The organism is Yersinia antarctica (assembly GCF_056636475.1).
In genome coordinates, this window is sequence record NZ_JBSJQF010000001.1 from 3,043,158 (window position 1) to 3,062,027 (window position 18,870).

Below are 18,870 nucleotides of genomic sequence, written 5' to 3' on the forward strand. Positions count from 1 at the left end.
TTATGCGCGTACTTCTTCCTTTTTTGGCGTTGTATCGCCGCCATTGGTTCCTGATTTGTCTGGGTATCGTGCTGGCAATTGTCACGCTGCTGGCCAGTATCGGCTTGCTGACATTATCCGGTTGGTTCCTGGCGGGTACCGCCATCGCTGGCCCTGCTGGATTATATACGTTTAACTACTTACTACCGGCAGCCGGTGTCCGAGGGGCCGCAATTACCCGTACGGCGGGCCGCTACGCAGAGCGAGTTGTCAGCCATGACGCGACATTCCGTGTACTGGCACATCTGCGGGTCTTCGCTTTCCAGAAGATCCTACCACTCTCCCCTGCCGGTATTGCCCGTTTTCGCCAAAGTGAACTGCTGAACCGGTTGGTCGCCGATGTTGATACCCTCGATCATCTCTATCTGCGCGTCATCTCACCGCTGGTGGCCGCCATCGCAATTATTGCTGCCGTGACGTTTGGTTTAAGCTATCTGGATGTCAATCTGGCCCTGACACTCGGTGCAATTCTGCTGGGGTTATTACTGCTCGTCCCATTGATCTTCTACCGTGCCGGTAAGCCCATTGGTCGTGACCTGACGGACCTGCGTGGTCTTTATCGTTCGCAACTGACCTCTTGGTTACAGGGGCAGGCAGAGTTATTGGTATTCGGTGCGTTGCAGCAATTCCGTGCCTCGTTGCAGGATATTGAACAACGCTGGATGAAACGCCAACAACAGCAAGCATCCTTGGCTGGTTTAGCGCAGGCGCTAATGATTCTGGCTACTGGCCTAACGGTCACGCTAATTTTATGGCTCGCCGCTGAAGGTATTGGCGGGAATAATCAACCAGGCGCATTACTGGCGCTCTTTGTTTTTACCTCTTTAGCCGCATTTGAAGCCTTGCTGCCGGTGGCTGGTGCATTCCAACACTTGGGGCAAGTTATCGCTTCCGCGACCCGCGTTGCGCAATTGATGGAACAACAGCCTGAAGTGACATTCCCGACCCATGGTCCAGAGGTGACCGCACAGGTGGCGCTAGAAGTGACAGGGTTGAGTTTTACCTACCCACAGCAGCCTTTACCCGTTTTGCAGAATATATCGCTGTCACTGGCCGCAGGGGAGCATATTGCGCTACTTGGGCGCACGGGCTGTGGAAAATCCACACTGTTACAATTATTAACCCGGGCCTGGGATGCCAGCCAAGGCAGTATCACGCTTAATGGGGAACCATTGGCCAATTATGACGAAAATACCTTGCGCCAAATGATGACAGTGGTCAGCCAGCGGGTACATGTCTTCAGCAGTACGTTACGTGAAAATCTGTTGCTGGCTTGCCCTACGGCATCTGATGCACAGTTGAAAACGGTTTTGGAACACGTCGGGTTAGCCAACTTACTTGATAACAGTGAGGGACTGAATGCCTGGATGGGGGATGGTGGCCGGCCACTCTCTGGCGGTGAACAGCGTCGTTTAGGAATTGCCCGTGCCTTGCTACATCCAGCGCCTCTTTTGCTACTTGATGAACCTACCGAAGGGTTAGATGCTGAAACAGAACAACAAATTCTGGCTCTGCTGCGCCAACACTGTCAGCACAAGAGCCTGATCATGGTCACTCATCGTTTATACGGTCTGGAATATATGGATCGAATCTGCGTGATGGATGGTGGCAAGATAGTCGAGCAAGGCAATCACCACAGTTTATTGCAACACAAAGGGCGCTATTACCAATTCCATCAACGCCATTGAACAGTGGGCTGCGTGAATTGTGAATGAGTCACCTGATGCGAGCAGGTAATTAGCATAATTCGCGCTAATATGAATAAAAACCACTGAAGAAAAAGTGGTATTCATTGTTATTTATTATACCCAGCGAACTGAGCGTAACAGCTAACAACGCTGTGGCTTCAAGTACCAAGGCTATGGAGCCTGAAGATATCATCAGGGGGATTTATGCGCATTACACAGCTATCTTCTCAGTCATTTGCATTCCCCTCACCTGAGCTGGCTCTGCGCGAACCTAATGGTTTGCTGGCTCTTGGGGGCGATTTAGCCGCTCCTCGCCTGCTGGCAGCTTACCAAAAGGGGATTTTTCCTTGGTTTAGCCCCGGAGAGATGATCCTATGGTGGTCACCGGACCCGCGCGCGGTGTTATTCCCAGAAGATTTGCATATTAGCCGCAGCATGCGCCGCTTTCTGCGCCGTTGTCCTTATCGCCTCACACTTAACCATGCTTTTGCCGATGTGGTCAGCGCTTGTGCTGCGCAACGTGATGAGGGGACGTGGATTGGCGAGGATGTACAGCAAGCTTATTGCCAATTACATGCATTAGGGCACGCGCACTCAGTTGAAGTTTGGTTGGAAAATGAACTGGTTGGCGGATTATATGGCATTGCAGTAGGTAAACTGTTTTGCGGAGAATCGATGTTTAGCCGAGCTGACAATGCTTCAAAAAGCGCATTAATGGTTTTTTGTCATCATTTTACCCGTCAAGGTGGAGAACTGATTGACTGTCAGGTCCTCAACGCTCACACTGCGTCGCTGGGTGCGATTGAGATCCCACGAAACTTTTTTATGCAGCAGTTGAGTCAACTCCAGTTTAGTCCACTACCGGCTGAATGCTGGTTACCGCAATCGTTGAATTTTTCATCCGCGATGCAGTAAAGATCAACCGTTGAGAAAGTACCCCACATTAGGCTTTATCCCCTCTTACCGGCAGACTAATTTTGCTGAAATGGTGCGATGACCGCCAACACTTCTTTACATAATGTGGGTTTTTCGGCATTATCTTGCCGGTTAAAAACTAAGGTAGTAACACCTAGAGGATTCGATGGCCAAAGAAGACAATATTGAAATGCAGGGCACCGTTCTTGATACGCTGCCGAACACCATGTTCCGCGTTGAATTGGAAAACGGGCACGTGGTAACCGCTCATATCTCCGGTAAAATGCGTAAAAACTATATCCGCATCCTGACGGGTGACAAAGTCACTGTAGAGCTGACCCCGTACGACCTGAGCAAAGGCCGCATTGTCTTCCGTAGCCGTTAATCGGCTAATCTGTCGCCAGTTTAAGACTGGCGAGCTCTGAGGATGTAGTCCCCCTCCGGCGCCCTTCCCATTTATGGCAAGGGCGTTTTGCGTTTTCTTTTTTATCGATTGAGTAGGTTTATTCATCGTGAAATAAACAGCAAAATGCAAAAGTCACTAATCGTGGAAAACAAAAAGGGCGATAAGTTTATAGCTTATCGCCCTTTTTTATTGCCCGGTATACTTGACGCAGTAGTCGTGTAACGCCGATATCCCCCGAATCACTCAATACTCACTCATCGGGAATCTTTCATTTGCCATCGACTGCAACGCCACTTATTTCGGACATCTTACATTTAATGAACGGCACCTTCAGTTTTGCGTTTTTGCGCACTCTGAAACTCATAAGCCAGTTGTTGTTTTTCTTTATCCAGCCCAACAGTGACCGAGCCACCATCAACCAGAGAACCAAACAACAGCTCGTTTGCCAGCGGTTTCTTCAGATTCTCCTGAATCACCCGCGCCATTGGTCGTGCACCCATCGCTTTGTCATAGCCTTTATCAGATAACCAATTACGGGCTTCTTCACTGACTTCCAGCGACACGCCTTTAGCATCTAATTGCGCCTGCAACTCAACAATAAATTTATCGACCACCTGCTGAATAACAGTAGGTGACAAGTGGTTGAACCAAATAATGTTATCCAACCGGTTTCGGAATTCCGGGGTAAACACTTTTTTGATCTCTTCCAGTGCGTCAGTGCTGTTATCTTGCTGTTTAAAACCAATTGAGGTCCGTTGCGTTTCACGCACACCAGCATTGGTGGTCATCACCAGAATGACGTTACGGAAATCAGCTTTACGCCCATTGTTATCCGTCAGAGTGCCGTTATCCATCACCTGTAGTAACAGGTTAAACACATCTGGATGGGCCTTTTCAATTTCATCCAGCAGCAGAACTGCATGAGGATGTTTGATAACCGCATCGGTCAACAGACCACCTTGATCGTAACCTACATAACCCGGAGGCGCACCAATCAGGCGGCTGACAGTATGGCGCTCCATATATTCAGACATATCAAAACGCAGCAGTTCGATATCCAGTGCTTTGGCCAATTGCACCGTAACTTCTGTTTTACCAACCCCTGTTGGGCCAGCAAACAGGAACGATCCGACCGGCTTATGCTCGTGCCCTAATCCTGCGCGGCTCATTTTGATCGCCTCAGATAGCGCATCAATGGCTTTATCCTGACCGAATACCAACATATTCAGCCGATCACTCAGATTTCTCAGCACATCGCGATCACTGGCAGAGACGGTCTTCTCAGGAATACGGGCGATACGAGCCACCACGGATTCAATATCCGACACATTGACAGTTTTCTTACGTTTGTTAAGTGGCATCAGGCGGCTACGAGCACCAGCCTCGTCAATCACATCAATGGCTTTATCCGGTAAATGGCGGTCATTAATATACTTAACCGACAACTCCACCGCTGCGCGTATCGCTTTCGCGGTATAACGCACATCATGATGTGCTTCATATTTCGGTTTCAGGCCGTTAATAATCTGAACGGTCTCTTCCGGTGTCGGCTCAGTAATATCAATTTTCTGGAAACGCCGTGCCAGTGCACGATCCTTTTCAAAGATATTGCTGAATTCCTGATAAGTGGTAGAGCCAATGACCCGGATCTTGCCACTAGAAAGCAGTGGTTTAATCAGGTTAGCTGCATCCACTTGCCCACCGGAGGCAGCACCTGCGCCGATAATAGTATGAATTTCATCGATAAACAGGATGCTATCTTTGTCATTTTCTAACTGTTTCAGCAGCGCTTTGAAACGCTTTTCAAAGTCACCACGGTATTTGGTTCCGGCCAGCAGTGAACCTATATCCAGTGAGTACAGAGTGCATTCCGACATCACTTCAGGAACATCGCCCTGCACGATACGCCAGGCCAGGCCTTCTGCGATAGCCGTTTTACCGACACCGGACTCTCCGACCAACAGCGGGTTGTTTTTACGCCGACGGCACAATACCTGAATAGTCCGTTCCAGCTCTTTGTCGCGACCGATAAGTGGGTCAATGCCCCCCACCCGAGCCAGTTGATTCAGATTGGTGGTGAAGTTTTCCATACGGTCTTCCCCTCCTGCCTGCTCTTCATTTACCGGGTTTTCTGCATTCGGTGCTTGACCCGGTTCGTCCTTACGAGCGCCGTGGGAAATAAAGTTCACTACATCCAGACGGCTGACATCATGCTTACGCAGCAGGTAGGCCGCCTGAGACTCTTGTTCACTGAAGATGGCGACCAACACGTTGGCACCCGAGACTTCATTGCGCCCAGAGGACTGGACGTGGAAAACTGCACGTTGTAACACGCGCTGGAAACTGAGCGTAGGCTGGGTGTCACGCTCTTCTTCGCTAACAGGTAATGTTGGTGTGGTTTGTTCGATAAACGCTTCCAGCTCCTGGCGTAACGCTACCAGATCAACCGTACACGCCTCCAGCGCTTCCCGCGCAGCCGGATTGCTTAGCAATGCCAGCAATAGGTGCTCCACGGTCATAAACTCGTGTCTGTGCTCACGCGCTCTGGCGAAAGCCATATTGAGACTGAGTTCAAGTTCTTGATTGAGCATAGGCACCTCCCAATAATTGCCTTAATCAGGCTTTTTCCAGCGTACAAAGCAATGGATGCTCGTTCTCCCTGGCGTATTGATTTACATGTGCGACTTTCGTCTCTGCAACTTCAGCAGTAAAAACACCGCAAATCGCCTTTCCTTGATAATGCACATTGAGCATCAGTTGTGTTGCACGTTCAATATCATAAGAAAAGAACTTTTGCAGAACGTCAATCACAAATTCCATCGGTGTGTAATCGTCGTTGTTAAGTATAACTTTATACATAGACGGCGGTTTGAGCGCCTCTTTCTGTTTATCTTTGACTAAATGTTCAAAATTTAGCCAATCGTTGTTGTTACCCATTGCCTGCCCATCGTTTCACAGAACCATACAGGAGCAATACCTCACTCCGGTTATAAGACCATTTCATGCAGATATCTATTATTATTTTAACATCACTTATGCCATAACGCCGCCAGAGAAAGAAGTCGGTTTTTTTGCGTTAAAAGTGATTAAATTGTAACCAGATAAACACAATAGCGTTAGCTACATCAAACTTTGAATAACTGCCTTGGTCAGACAAAAGCCCTCCCCTTGACGTTAAGGCCATTTCCACTAGAGTGTATTTTCGTGAGCTGTTGGAATTTTAACCAATTCGCGCTCACTTTAACCAGTTATTACCTCATCTCAAACTAGAATAGCCTTGCGAGGAACGTAGAAGTATGGAGACGGGTACTGTTAAATGGTTCAACAATGCCAAAGGTTTTGGCTTTATTTGCCCTGAGGGCGGCGGCGAAGATATCTTCGCTCACTATTCAACTATTCAGATGGATGGCTACCGCACATTAAAAGCCGGTCAGATGGTTAACTTTGATGTCCATCAGGGACCAAAAGGAAACCATGCCAGCCTGATAGTTCCACTCGGGTTAGAGGTCCTATTGCAAGAAGCCATACCGCAGGAGCTCGCTGCAATGGCCTGACACCACGCATTCACTCGCCTGCACCTGCCCATCAGCGAAACAGTCTGGTGCCAACGGTATTTCCCGGGCGGCGTGTTGCTACTAACATCGATTGCGTTTCAAAATGCCAGCCAACGATGACTGGCATTTTTATTTCTCATACTTCTAATATGCGGCCATATGAACCAAGTTCAATCCTTTGACTGATCTATTCACCAGCTAATTTATTCTCGAGCCAATTTATTCTCGAGCTAATGCATCAATCGGGTTTAGTCGAGCAGCACTGCGGGCCGGTAGATAACCAAACACCACACCTATCACTGTAGAGCACAAAAATGCGCTGAACAATGCAACCGGCGGGAAAGCTATCTGCCAGTTAGGCAGAAACATCTCTACAACCAGACCGATGGCAAAGGATAGCGTGATACCCAGAGCTCCACCGACCAGGCAAACCAGAATCGCTTCAATTAGGAATTGCTGCATAACATCACTGGATCTCGCCCCTACAGCCATGCGAATACCAATCTCTCGAGTGCGTTCGGTCACCGAAACCAGCATAATATTCATCACCCCAATTCCCCCCACCACTAATGAAATTACTGCCACCAGTGTCAGGAACAATTGCATGGTACGGGTAGTTTTTTCCGCCGTTTGCAACAAACTATCCATGTTATAGGTGAATATGTCTTTCTTGCCGTGGCGCATCGTCAACAACCGCACTAGCTGCTGCTCAGCTTCTTTGCTGCTATACCCCTCTTTAATGCGGATAGTTATCGAATCAAAGTAGGCACGCCCCATCAGACGGCTCGCCATGGTGCTGTAAGGTACCCATATTCGCAGCGCTTTACTGCTACCAAACATAGATTGCTTTTCTTCTACCACCCCAACCACGGTGGCAGGCATATTCCCCACCAATATGACCTGCCCTACGACGTCTTTCATATGCGGGAACAAGCGGCGCTGGGTATTACGTTCAATAACAGCAACTTGCGACTGGCGTTCAACCTGCTCACGGGTAATGGCCGTTCCCTGTTCGAGTTTCATACCATATACACGGAAATACTGTTCACTGACCCCCGATACGCTGGCGGCAACATCAATATTGCCATAGCGGAGCCGCATACTGCCTGCGATGGTCGGGGATACAGCACTGACGTAGGACTGTGCTTTCAGTGCTGCCATGTCGTCATAAACCAATGCCTGCCGGGTACTGGGGTCGTCATCACCGAAATCTTTGCCGGGATAAACATCAATAGTATTGGTGCCAATAGCCCGGATATCAGCAAGAACGAGTTGTTTGGCCGCATCCCCAACTACCAAGATAGAGACAACAGAGGCAATACCGATAATGATGCCCAACATGGTCAAGGCCGTGCGCATTTTATTGGCCGACATAGCACGCCAGGCCATTAATAAAGCCTCGCGGAAACGACCCGCCAGTTGCTGCCATGATGGAGCGGGTGGCGTCAGACTAATTGCCTCAGAAGCGGCCACTGCTTGCACCGTTTTCGAGCCTGAATCCGCCATAATGCGGCCATCTTTTATTTCGATAACCCGCTCAGCTTGAGCCGCAACAGTAGGGTCATGAGTCACAATAATAACCGTGTGCCCCTGCTGCTGTAGCTGTTTCAGAATAGCCATAACTTCAACGCTGGAATGACTATCCAGTGCACCGGTTGGCTCATCAGCCAAAATCACCTGCCCACCATTCATCAGAGCACGGGCGATACTGACACGCTGCTGCTGCCCACCAGATAGCTGGTTGGGTTGGTACCCGACACGGTCGCCCAGCCCCAGACGGGTGAGTAACATATTGGCCCGCTCGCGGCGTTCATTTTTACCCAAACCGGCATAGACCGCCGGTACTTCGACATTGTGGGCAGCACTGAGATGCGGCAGCAAATGATAACGCTGGAAAATAAAGCCAAAGTGCTCACGGCGCAGAGCCGCGAGTGCATCATTATCCAATACCGCCACATCCTGCCCTGCGACGCGGTAAACACCAGCACTAGGCTTATCCAGACAACCCAGAATGTTCATCAGCGTCGATTTACCCGAACCGGAAGCGCCGATAATTGCTACTAACTCACCGGCATTAATTGTCAGTGAGACATCCTGCAATACATCAACGGTCTCTTCACCGGACTGATAGCTACGACGGATGCCTTTTAACTCAAGCAATGCCGTCATTACGTCTCCTCCGTGCCACCGCGGCTAACGATGACCTCATCACCGATATTCAAACCAGAAATCACCTGTGCATCAACGTTATTACGGATACCAATCGTCACTTCACGTTTCTCTTCTTTACCGTCTTTCAGCACCGCGACCTGATAACGGTTAGTCCCTAACTCATCACCCAAGGCCGATAACGGAATAACCATTGCCTGTTTTACGTTGGCAAGTTGAATTGAAACCTGCGCAGTCATTTGCAGGCGTAATAAGCGATCTGGATTCGGCACCTCAAAACGTGCCGAGTAGAAAATGGCATCATTTACTTTTTCTGGTGTTGGTTGAATATCTTTTAACTCCCCATCAAAGTGTTTCCCAGGATCACCCAGCACGGTAAATGAGGCTTTCATCCCCGGTTTAAGATGAATGACATCCGCTTCGGATACCTGCGCATTCACCAACATAGTGCTCATATCCGCCAACGTCAGAATATTAGGCGCTTGCTGAGCGGCGATCACTGTTTGCCCCTGCAAGGTGGTGATTTGCACCACATCGCCATCCATTGGCGCAGAAATTTTGGTGTAATCGAGATTAATATTGGCTGTATCCAAACTGGCTTTAGTTTTATTAATTTGCGCATTAATCGTCTCTACCTGCGCTTTTTTCACTGCCAGCGTGGTACTGGCCTGATCCAAGTCTTGGCGTGATACCACCTGTAATTTTGCCAAATCCTGTTGGCGGCGCAGGGTGACCGCGGCCAGTTGCATTTCAGCCTTCGCCTGTGCCAACTGAGCATTCAAATCCTGTAATGTCGCCTCTACTTCTTTAATTTGGTTCTGTGCCTGTTGCGGGTCGATCATCGCCAGCAATTGTCCTTGCTTAACTTGATCGCCAATCTCCACATACAGTTTTTCCAACTGGCCACTGACCTGTGCACCCACATCAACTTTACGTACCGCATCGAGTTTGCCGGTTGCCAGAACATTCTGTTGCAAGTCACGATTGGCAACTTTTACTGTTTGGTATTGCACCGGGGCTGGGGCCGTCAGATGTCTGATGAGGAAAAAACCCCCGATAATTAACACGGCAATTATGGTAAGCCATCGGCGCTGACTGCGACTGAACTGAATCAAATCAATTACCTTCCCTATTCGTCAATTTTTCAATCTGCTGAAAATAGCATCAGAAATTCTCATTTAACTAAACCAAATATCAATACAACCGTGCTATAGGCGAAATCTAAGATGCATTGAGCCTCTGTTTAGTTCCCGTTTGTTTGAATAGCGCCAGAAACACAGCGATATTACGGATTTAATCATGCATAACATCAATAACACAGCATCAATCCCCAACAATATTAACCGTTGGGGGTTAATTACATTGCTATTCAAAGGTAGTCAGGCTCTGGGCGGCTCTGGGCGGCTCATGGCAAAAGTTGCGGTTTCGGCTTAAATTTATCGCCCGGACCCTTATCAGCCCAAAACTGACCTTTCGTTTATTGGGTGTACTGGTAAAACAACCGTTACTAAACAGTATACTGCGCGCACAACCCGATTTGCCTTGTAAGTTGCATCGTCCTTATCTGACTAACACGCTCAATAATCGCCAAAAACTGGGGGTGCTACAGGATCATTTCCTCTTGGTAAACCAATGTATGCCTGCAGCATTACGTCGCAACTACTTGCATACTTCGCCCTATAAACTGGCTGAATTAATTGGCAAGAATGAGGAAAAGTATTCTCTTTATTTGGGTGTTATTCCAAAACTCAATAAGGAGGGAGAAATTACGCTGATGCTGGCAAATGAGCAACAGCAAACGCTGGCGGTGCTGACTTTCAGCCTGTTTTACTATCAACAGCAAAAAACATTGTTTATTGGTGGGTTACAAGGTGCCGATAATGGAACACCACACAGCGCAATTCACACCAGCACTAAAGCTTGTCATGGTTTATTCCCTAAACGTTTGGTATTGGAAGCCGCATGCTGTCTGGCAGAGTTAATGGGAATAACACAAATTAAAGCCGTGGGGAATGAAACGCACATTTATCAAAACTGGCGCTATCGGGCCAAGAAAAAAGAGAAATTGCATGCTGACTATGACAGTTTTTGGTTGTCTGTTGGCGGAGAAGCGTGCACAGAAGGCCATTTCAATTTACCGACCAAAATCGCGCGTAAACCGATTGAAGATATTGCTAGCAAAAAACGGGCAGAATATCGCCGCCGCTATGAGTTACTTGCACAACTTGAGGGGGCGTTAGCCACGCATTTTACTCACGACGTGGCGTGACCCGTGTTGAAGTGATCTGGTGCTAATCGGCTCGACCACGCGCCAGCCAAACTACTTGAGAGAACATTTTTTTCAGTAATAGGGGGACAGATTCTACCCCCCTCTCTTTGGCCTGACTGGCAACCTCAATAGCCAGATCCGGCTTGGAGGTACGGTGAATCGCCTTTTCAATCACTCTACGCGGCTGCATTTTGGCATTGGCAGGAATTGCTGAGATCCGATGATAGACATCATCAAAGCCAGCGCGATATAAAAAGTGTTCCATATCTGGTGCTGGCAATATGGTCAGGCGATCCCGTTCATGATCGCGCCCATTGTCCGCCATATTACGCACCGTGGCGGCATACTTTTTACCGGCATCATCGCCATCAGTCAGAACATGCCATTGAATGCCCATCCGGTTGGCAAACTTAAGCAGCGGGCGCAAACCACTCTGAGCGAACTCAATCACTTTTACCCCTTCAGCTTCAAAGTGGTAACCACACTGGCGAGCAAACTCATTGAGTAACCAGATCTCTGTTTCACCTTCCACCAGCAGCCAGCAACGGGCAAACAGGGCTGAGGGCCGATTGAAACGAATATGGAAAGCGATACGGCGGCTATCTTCAGGGCTCATGCCACGAGAGCCAATACGATAAGTCGCGACTTTTGCCGATTCGCGCACCAATCGGCAAATGCTCTCTATCGGCACTAATGACACTAACTCACCGGAATTTGTCGTGGTAATCCGTTGCAGAGGGAGCTGGCTGAGCAACCCCCAGGCGACGGACAGCATTATCGGATGCAAGCGGGTTTCAGGGTCTTCTACCAGTAGCAAGGGCCGAGAATGGGGATCGAGACTCAATGGCCCTTTAGCCTGCAATAACGTTGAAAACATCCCTAAAAGTATCAACCGCATACTGCGGCTGTTCGGCTCAGCCACCATCCGGTTTATATTGTCGAGGGCCAGCCAAGCTTCACGTTCCGGTTGTGGCCGATAACGGTGATTACGCAAACCGGCGGACTGCGATCCAGACTCGGCAAAGTAGTGTTCCAGCAGTTGGCGCATCGCCTCCAAGCCCCGGCGTAATTCTGAATTAGTCAGTTTCTGTGGGTTACGGACCAACTCACGGCTTAATTGATCCAATTGCTGGTTCAACGCCACTTTATCAGGTGCATGGCTGTTTTCGGTGCTGCTACGGAGCCGGCGCATAAAGCGCGCATCACGCAATCGCAATACCGGGTGGATACGAATAACGCCACGTGCCAACTTCTCAATATCGTGCAAAGACAGTGGCTGGCCTTCTAAATCAAGGAACGTACGCCAGGTACACACCGTGCCATCATCAGCCAGTTCCCCCTCGACCCGATAATAAATACGATGCAGACCATCATCATTTTTTATCCATAATGGGGCTAAATGGCGGTAACGTGGGGAGTGCCAATGACCAATGTCTTTCTCACAAAAGGTAAAAATAACCTGTAAATGGCGCTCTTTAGCCGTCTCGTCCCCTGCCGGATAATAAAAATCCTGCACGGTAAAATGATAGAGTTGAGGTTCGGGAGACAACAGCAACGTGAGCGCATCTAATAAGCTGGATTTACCCCAGGCGTTCTCACCGATTAGCACAGTATTATCGTCAAGGCTCAATGAAATACGATTAATACCGCGAAAACCGACAATATCAACACGTTCAAGATACATGCTACGCCTCCGGTGCGGATTTATTCATACTGATACTACAGATAACACTGTTAACTCAGCAATCATAGTCGATTGTCTTGACGCCAGACGCAAAAAAACCTTACGGGTCAAGTGCCGCGGCCCGTGCGTACTGCTTTACTCTGCCGCTGATTTTAGATAGCTTATTGCGCCACAGCTCATTATTCATCTGCTCATGATAACCAAAGTCATTGGCGTTACAACAAGTCCACAAACGAATGGTTAATCGGTCTCGAACCGATTTGCATAACATTCATGCTCGTTCACAGGGTGAGTCTCAAGTAGGTTCATTCATTCCGATGAGCTTACATCGATAAGTGATTCGGGTGGGCAAGTGCAGCTAACACCACAGTAACCTCAATGAAGAAGGGTATAGGACGGTATAACTCGTGTATTCAGGATTGTTGATCATACTTTTGCCGTTAATTATTGGTTATCTGATCCCACTTAGTCGCAAACCATTAATTCAATTAATCAACCGCTTATTAAGCTGGATGGTTTACGTTATTTTATTTTTTATGGGGATCAGCTTGGCCTTTTTGGAAAACCTCAGCGCTAACCTGCTGCTCATTTTCCAGTACACCGGCATCTTTTTTCTGTGTATTTTTTGTGCCAATTTGCTCGCACTGTTTTTGCTCGAACGCAAAATACCGTGGAAGAATACTCATCGGCAGGAAGCATTACCCTCACGTCTGCATATGGCGCTAGAGTCATTAAAACTGTGCGGCGTAGTCATTGTTGGCTTCCTGTTGGGTCTAAGCCAATGGGAGTGGTTGCAGTTTGCCGCCAAAGGCAGCGAGTTGGCACTGATTTTCCTGCTGTTCTTAGTGGGGATTCAATTGCGTAACAGTGGTATGACACTGCGCCAGATAGTGTTGAACCGCCGTGGCACCATGGTGGCATTTGTGGTAGCAATCAGTGCCTTACTCGGTGGTATGCTTGCTGCACTACTGATCGGTTTGCCGGTTAAAACCGGGCTGGCGATGGCCTCTGGCTTTGGTTGGTATTCACTGTCTGGTATTTTGCTGACTGATGCGTTCGGCCCAGTAATTGGTAGTGCCGCATTCTTTAACGATTTGGCGCGTGAATTAGTGGCAATCATGCTGATTCCAACCTTAGTCCGCAGTAGCCGCTCCACGGCGCTTGGCTTATGTGGCGCCACTTCTATGGACTTCACCTTGCCGGTATTGCAGCGCAGTGGTGGGCTGGAGATGGTCCCTGCCGCTATCGTCCACGGTTTCTTGCTAAGCTTACTGGCCCCGGTATTGATCGCTTTCTTTTCTTAATCACTTTATTACCCAGCGCCGTGGATCAGCCGATTCACTGTGCGCTGTTCCTACCTAATAGTGAATAAATTCTCATTCGCAGCAAAAGTTGCGCCAAATCAAAACAAGTGAAAGTTGCATTAAAAAAGCCTTTTTAAACCTCGGGTGCACCTCTATGCTTTTAAACACGCATTACAAATGCAACTTTAAAAGGAAAAATAATTATGTTCTGTGTGCAATGTGAACAAACTATCCGAACACCTGCGGGTAACGGCTGCTCTTACGCGCAGGGGATGTGCGGAAAAACCGCCGAAACCTCTGATTTACAAGACCTATTAGTTGCTGTACTGCAAGGGCTTTCCGCATGGGCATTGACCGCCCGCGAACTTGGTATTATCGATCATCAGATTGATAGCTTTGCACCCAGAGCTTTTTTCTCGACCCTGACCAATGTGAATTTCGACTCAGACAGAATCGTCGGTTACGCGAAAGAAGCCATCTTATTGCGCCAATCACTGGCCATTCGTTGCCGCTTGCTTGATAGCACTATCACGGTTGATCACCCACTGGCTGAGCTACAACTACTGTCCGACGATATCCCTACCCTGCAACAACAATCGCTGCAATTTGCGCTAAACAACGATAAAGCTGACGTCGGTGACGATATCCACGGCTTGCGCATGCTGTGCTTGTATGGACTGAAGGGGGCGGCGGCCTATATGGAACATGCCCATGTCCTGGGGCAGTTCGATGAGCAGATTTATGCTGATTATCATGCTTATATGGCCTGGTTGGGTACCCAACCGCGTGATGTCGACACGCTACTGAATAATGCAATGGGTATTGGCAAAATGAACTTCAATGTGATGGCCATTTTGGACCACGGCGAAACCCAAGCCTATGGCGATCCACAGCCAACGTCGGTGAATGTGCGCCCGGTTGCCGGTAAAGCTATCTTGATCTCCGGTCATGATCTCAAAGACTTACAAATGCTGTTGGAGCAAACTCAGGGAACCGGCGTTAATATTTATACCCACGGTGAAATGCTGCCTGCTCACGGCTACCCTGAGTTAAAACGCTATCCACATCTGGTGGGTAACTATGGCAGTGGCTGGCAGAATCAGCAGACCGAATTCGCCAAATTCCCCGGTCCGATCCTAATGACATCTAACTGTATCATTGACCCGAACGTAGGCAATTACGGTGATCGTATCTGGACCCGCAGTATTGTTGGCTGGCCGGGTGTTAATCACCTGGATGGGGAAGATTTCACCCGCGTCATTGAACAGGCATTGGGGATGGCTGGCTTCCCGTATAATGAGCTGGAACACTTGATTACTGTCGGTTTTGGCCGCCAGACCTTGTTGAATGCGGCAGATACCGTTATTGATTTGGTCGCCACTAAAAAGCTGCGTCATGTATTCCTGGTCGGGGGATGTGACGGTAGCCGTACAGAACGTAGCTATTTCACTGATTTTGCCCGCAGTGTGCCACAAGATTGCATCATCATGACACTGGCTTGCGGCAAATATCGCTTCAACAAACTGGATTTTGGTACCTTGGAAGGCTTGCCACGCCTGCTGGATGTCGGCCAGTGTAATGATGCTTACTCCGCCATCATGCTGGCGGTTAAATTATCAGAAAAACTGGGTTGTACCGTCAATGACCTGCCACTCAGTCTGGTACTGTCATGGTTTGAACAGAAAGCCATTGTCATTCTCCTGACCCTGTTGTCATTGGGTGTCAAAAATATTTATACCGGCCCGACCGCGCCAGGTTTCCTGACTGACAACCTGATGGCCATCCTCTACGAGAAATTTGGTATGCGTCCTATTACCACCGTAGAGCAAGATATGAGTGCGATTTTGGGGAGTTAAGTCAATATTTTGGCTCATTAAGTAATGGCACATTGCCCGGCCAGAGTGGTTTATTGCCACTGGTCGGGCACTATTAATGGCTTTTTTGCCCGAAAATGACCTGATTCGTTGTGAGGTTTTGATGACCGATTTTATCCCAACCGCTGATTTTATCCCAACCGACTGTCCTACCGCCCTGTGCCCTAACCGCATGCAAGTTCATTCCATCTGGCAAGAAACACCCGATGTCTGGAGCCTGCGGTTAATTAATCACGATTTTTATCCTTATTTACCGGGCCAATATGCCTTGGTAAGCATTCGCAATAGTGATGAAACGCTGCGGGCATATACGCTTTCCTCGACACCCGGTTTAAGTCCGTTTATCCAGCTCACCGTGCGCTGTTTAGCTGATGGGGAAGGATCACGCTGGTTGACCCAGCAAGTCAAGGTGGGGGATTACCTGTGGCTTTCCGATGCTCAGGGCGATTTTACTTGTGCTCACGCTGATGATGACCACTACCTGATGCTAGCTGCTGGCTGTGGTGTCACTCCCGTGATGTCGATGTGTCGTGACTTACTGGCACGGCGTGCACAAGCAGATATCCGGGTGATATTTAATGTGCGCTCACCAGCAGATGTCATTTTTGCCGCTAGCTGGCAAGCCTTGTTACAGCGCTATCCACAACAATTACAGCTCACATTGATGGCTGAATCAGAGGCCAGCGATGGGTTCGTTGCAGGTAGAATCAATGCACAAATAATGCAACAGGTAGCACCTGACATTGCCCACCGCCGGGTGATGACTTGTGGGCCCGCGCCCTATATGGATTGGGTTGAGCAGTATTGCCGCGAACAATCAGTTCCAGCAGATCATTTCCAGAAAGAGCAGTTCCGCACCCGTGACGACGTTGTCGATAGCGGTAATGAATTGACGATGACCATCAGCCATCCTTTGCGCAGTGTTAAAGTCCCGGTGGGTACGTCCCTGCTATTCGCCTTGGAACAACACAAAGTACCGGTGATGGCCGCCTGCCGCGCGGGTGTTTGTGGTTCTTGTAAAACCCGTATTCTGCATGGCGAATATACCACCAGCAGCACCATGACGCTGACAGCAGAAGAGATTGCTCAAGGTTATGTGTTAGCTTGTAGCTGCCAGTTACAAGGTGATGTCCAACTAGCCTGAATGCCGATTAGCCTCCATTAATGGCGCAATTATTGCCAAACGCGCCATACTTTGACCTCATAGAATAATGACTCGCCATTAATCCTTGAGGGAACACAACTATGAAGCAAACTGTGGCAACACTGGTCGCAAAAACGTTGGAACAAGCAGGTGTTAAGCGAATATGGGGTGTAACCGGCGACTCACTCAATGGCCTGAGTGATAGTCTGCATCGGATGGGCACTATCGAATGGCTGGGTACTCGCCATGAAGAGGTGGCCGCCTTTGCCGCCGGGGCTGAGGCACAACTCACCGGGCAGTTAGCAGTCTGTGCCGGTTCCTGTGGCCCGGGTAATTTGCATTTGATTAATGGCCTGTTTGACTGTCATCGTAATCATGTCCCCGTATTGGCTATTGCCGCACATATTCCCTCCAGTGAGATTGGCAGTGGTTATTTCCAGGAAACCCATCCGCAAGAACTGTTTCGCGAATGCAGCCACTATTGTGAGCTGGTTTCTAACCCGGAACAGTTGCCACGGGTGCTGGAAATCGCCATGCGTCAAGCTATCCTCAATCGCGGCGTATCAGTGATCGTATTGCCAGGTGACGTGGCGTTACAACCTGCACCAGAAGATGCCGCCATCGTGTGGCAAACACCCAAATTACCGCTAGTTCAGCCGCTGATGAGTGAGTTGAACATTTTGGCGCAAACGCTTAATCAGGCGAAAAATATCACGCTAATGTGTGGTAGCGGCTGTGCTGACGCCCACGATGAAGTGGTGAAGTTAGCTGAAATGCTGCAAGCCCCGGTAGTACATGCCCTACGCGGGAAAGAACATATTGAGTGGGATAACCCTTACAGCGTTGGCATGACAGGGCTGATTGGTTTTGCCTCCGGCTATCATGCCATGCTCAATGCCGATACCCTAATTCTGCTGGGAACACAATTCCCCTACCGTGCATTCTATCCAACCAACGCCAATATCATCCAAATTGATATCAACCCCGGCAGTATTGGTGCGCATTGCCCGGTCAATATGGCGCTGGTCGGCGATATCAAAACCACACTTAGCGCGCTGTTGCCACAACTAGAAGTCAAAAGTGACAGCACATTTTTGCAAAAAGCGTTAGAGCACTACCGTACCACCCGTAAAGATCTGGATGGTTTGGCGACCGCCAATGATAATCAACCCATCCACCCGCAATATCTGGCACAACAGATTAGCCGCCATGCCACTGATGACGCAATATTCACCTGTGATGTCGGCACACCAACGGTATGGGCGGCCCGCTATCTGGAAATGAACGGTAAGCGGCGTTTACTGGGATCGTTTAACCATGGATCGATGGCCAATGCCATGCCACAAGCCATTGGCGCGCAAGCAACGGCCCCTGACAGGCAAGTGGTTGCCTTATGCGGTGACGGTGGTTTCACCATGCTGATGGGGGATTTTCTCACTCTGGCACAATTAAAACTGCCGGTGAAAATTGTGGTGTTTAACAACAGTGTTCTGGGGTTTGTCGCCATGGAGATGAAAGCCGGTGGCTATCTGACCGATGGCACTGACTTGCATAATCCAGACTTTGCCGCCATTGCCAATGCCGCCGGTATCAAAGGGATTCGGGTCGAGAAAGCCTCCGAATTAGATGCCGCACTAGAGAGTGCTTTCGCTCATCCGGGGCCGGTTTTGCTCGATGTGGTCACCGCCAAGCAAGAGCTGTCGATGCCACCACAAATCAAATTTGAGCAAGCCAAAGGATTCAGCCTTTACATGCTAAGGGCTATCATTAATGGCCGTGGCGATGAGGTGGTCGAGCTGGCAAAAACCAACTGGCTCCGCTGAT

At 49.1% G+C, this 18,870-nt stretch carries 13 protein-coding genes and 1 pseudogene; 9 read left to right on the top strand and 5 right to left on the bottom strand.

The genetic code is table 11. The features are described from left to right. Positions 1-2 precede the first annotated feature (2 nt). From cydC to infA, 3 genes are all read left to right on the top strand, one after another. Entirely contained in the window at positions 3-1,727 is a 1,725-nt protein-coding gene (cydC, locus tag ACWJJO_RS14145) for a heme ABC transporter ATP-binding protein/permease CydC (RefSeq protein WP_083158425.1), read from the top strand. A 204-nt stretch (positions 1,728-1,931) separates the two neighbouring features. Then, complete coding sequence (aat, locus tag ACWJJO_RS14150; RefSeq protein ID WP_083158424.1) at positions 1,932-2,642, top strand: leucyl/phenylalanyl-tRNA--protein transferase; 711 nt, start codon at positions 1,932-1,934, stop codon at positions 2,640-2,642. A gap of 166 nt (positions 2,643-2,808) precedes the next feature. After that, a complete protein-coding gene (infA, locus tag ACWJJO_RS14155; RefSeq protein ID WP_002211347.1) occupies positions 2,809-3,027 on the top strand; it encodes a translation initiation factor IF-1 in 219 nt (72 codons plus the stop codon). Positions 3,028-3,362: 335 nt separating this feature from the next. Here infA and clpA read toward each other — a convergent pair whose 3' ends face one another. Together clpA and clpS are read right to left on the bottom strand one after the other, a co-directional pair. Next, positions 3,363-5,639 (bottom strand): ATP-dependent Clp protease ATP-binding subunit ClpA, encoded by a 2,277-nt coding sequence (gene clpA / locus ACWJJO_RS14160; RefSeq protein WP_050084965.1) that lies wholly within the window; start codon positions 5,637-5,639, stop codon positions 3,363-3,365. A 25-nt stretch (positions 5,640-5,664) separates the two neighbouring features. Further along, a complete protein-coding gene (gene clpS, locus ACWJJO_RS14165) occupies positions 5,665-5,985 on the bottom strand; it encodes an ATP-dependent Clp protease adapter ClpS (protein WP_005184739.1) in 321 nt (106 codons plus the stop codon). Between the two features lie 359 nt (positions 5,986-6,344). Between clpS and cspD the strand changes: the two genes are divergently transcribed. Then, a complete protein-coding gene (cspD, locus tag ACWJJO_RS14170) occupies positions 6,345-6,602 on the top strand; it encodes a cold shock-like protein CspD (RefSeq protein WP_083158423.1) in 258 nt (85 codons plus the stop codon). A gap of 219 nt (positions 6,603-6,821) precedes the next feature. Here the strand turns inward: cspD and macB are convergent, their stop codons facing one another. Next, the gene (gene macB, locus ACWJJO_RS14175) at positions 6,822-8,771 is read right to left on the bottom strand and encodes a macrolide ABC transporter ATP-binding protein/permease MacB (protein ID WP_481091166.1); all 1,950 of its coding nucleotides are present in this window, start codon (positions 8,769-8,771) and stop codon (positions 6,822-6,824) included. Further along, positions 8,771-9,883, bottom strand: a complete 1,113-nt coding sequence (gene macA / locus ACWJJO_RS14180) for a macrolide transporter subunit MacA (protein WP_442821431.1) — start codon at positions 9,881-9,883, stop codon at positions 8,771-8,773. Before macA ends, macB begins: the two co-directional genes overlap by 1 nt. A 187-nt stretch (positions 9,884-10,070) precedes the next feature. Here macA and ACWJJO_RS14185 point away from each other — a divergent pair. Then, positions 10,071-11,040, top strand: a pseudogene (locus tag ACWJJO_RS14185) (VirK/YbjX family protein). Positions 11,041-11,062: 22 nt separating this feature from the next. On the opposite strand, the gene ACWJJO_RS14190 reads toward ACWJJO_RS14185, so the two are convergent. After that, complete coding sequence (locus tag ACWJJO_RS14190) at positions 11,063-12,724, bottom strand: ATP-dependent endonuclease (RefSeq protein ID WP_083158419.1); 1,662 nt, start codon at positions 12,722-12,724, stop codon at positions 11,063-11,065. A 407-nt stretch (positions 12,725-13,131) separates the two neighbouring features. Here ACWJJO_RS14190 and ACWJJO_RS14195 point away from each other — a divergent pair, with 407 nt between their 5' ends. The 4 genes from ACWJJO_RS14195 (at position 13,132) to poxB (ending at position 18,869) form a co-directional block, all read left to right on the top strand. Next, a complete protein-coding gene (locus ACWJJO_RS14195) occupies positions 13,132-14,028 on the top strand; it encodes a LysO family transporter (protein ID WP_083158418.1) in 897 nt (298 codons plus the stop codon). 203 nt (positions 14,029-14,231) lie between these two features. Then, entirely contained in the window at positions 14,232-15,884 is a 1,653-nt protein-coding gene (gene hcp / locus ACWJJO_RS14200) for a hydroxylamine reductase (protein WP_083158417.1), read from the top strand. A 190-nt stretch (positions 15,885-16,074) separates the two neighbouring features. Then, positions 16,075-17,046: an NADH oxidoreductase gene (gene hcr / locus ACWJJO_RS14205; protein ID WP_420072793.1), complete on the top strand. Its 972-nt coding sequence runs from the start codon at positions 16,075-16,077 to the stop codon at positions 17,044-17,046. A gap of 101 nt (positions 17,047-17,147) precedes the next feature. Next, on the top strand, positions 17,148-18,869 hold the full coding sequence (gene poxB, locus ACWJJO_RS14210) for a ubiquinone-dependent pyruvate dehydrogenase (protein WP_372569325.1): 1,722 nt from the start codon (positions 17,148-17,150) through the stop codon (positions 18,867-18,869). Position 18,870 lies beyond the last annotated feature (1 nt).

Bases quoted from the DNA above. Each gene is read 5' to 3' on its own strand.
- cydC (WP_083158425.1), top strand. From the start codon at position 3: ATGCGCGTACTTCTTCCTTTTTTGGCGTTGTATCGCCGCCATTGGTTC.
- aat (WP_083158424.1), top strand. From the start codon at position 1,932: ATGCGCATTACACAGCTATCTTCTCAGTCATTTGCATTCCCCTCACCT.
- infA (WP_002211347.1), top strand. From the start codon at position 2,809: ATGGCCAAAGAAGACAATATTGAAATGCAGGGCACCGTTCTTGATACG.
- clpA (WP_050084965.1), bottom strand. From the start codon at position 5,639: ATGCTCAATCAAGAACTTGAACTCAGTCTCAATATGGCTTTCGCCAGA.
- clpS (WP_005184739.1), bottom strand. From the start codon at position 5,985: ATGGGTAACAACAACGATTGGCTAAATTTTGAACATTTAGTCAAAGAT.
- cspD (WP_083158423.1), top strand. From the start codon at position 6,345: ATGGAGACGGGTACTGTTAAATGGTTCAACAATGCCAAAGGTTTTGGC.
- macB (WP_481091166.1), bottom strand. From the start codon at position 8,771: ATGACGGCATTGCTTGAGTTAAAAGGCATCCGTCGTAGCTATCAGTCC.
- ACWJJO_RS14190 (WP_083158419.1), bottom strand. From the start codon at position 12,724: ATGTATCTTGAACGTGTTGATATTGTCGGTTTTCGCGGTATTAATCGT.
- hcp (WP_083158417.1), top strand. From the start codon at position 14,232: ATGTTCTGTGTGCAATGTGAACAAACTATCCGAACACCTGCGGGTAAC.
- hcr (WP_420072793.1), top strand. From the start codon at position 16,075: ATGCAAGTTCATTCCATCTGGCAAGAAACACCCGATGTCTGGAGCCTG.
- poxB (WP_372569325.1), top strand. From the start codon at position 17,148: ATGAAGCAAACTGTGGCAACACTGGTCGCAAAAACGTTGGAACAAGCA.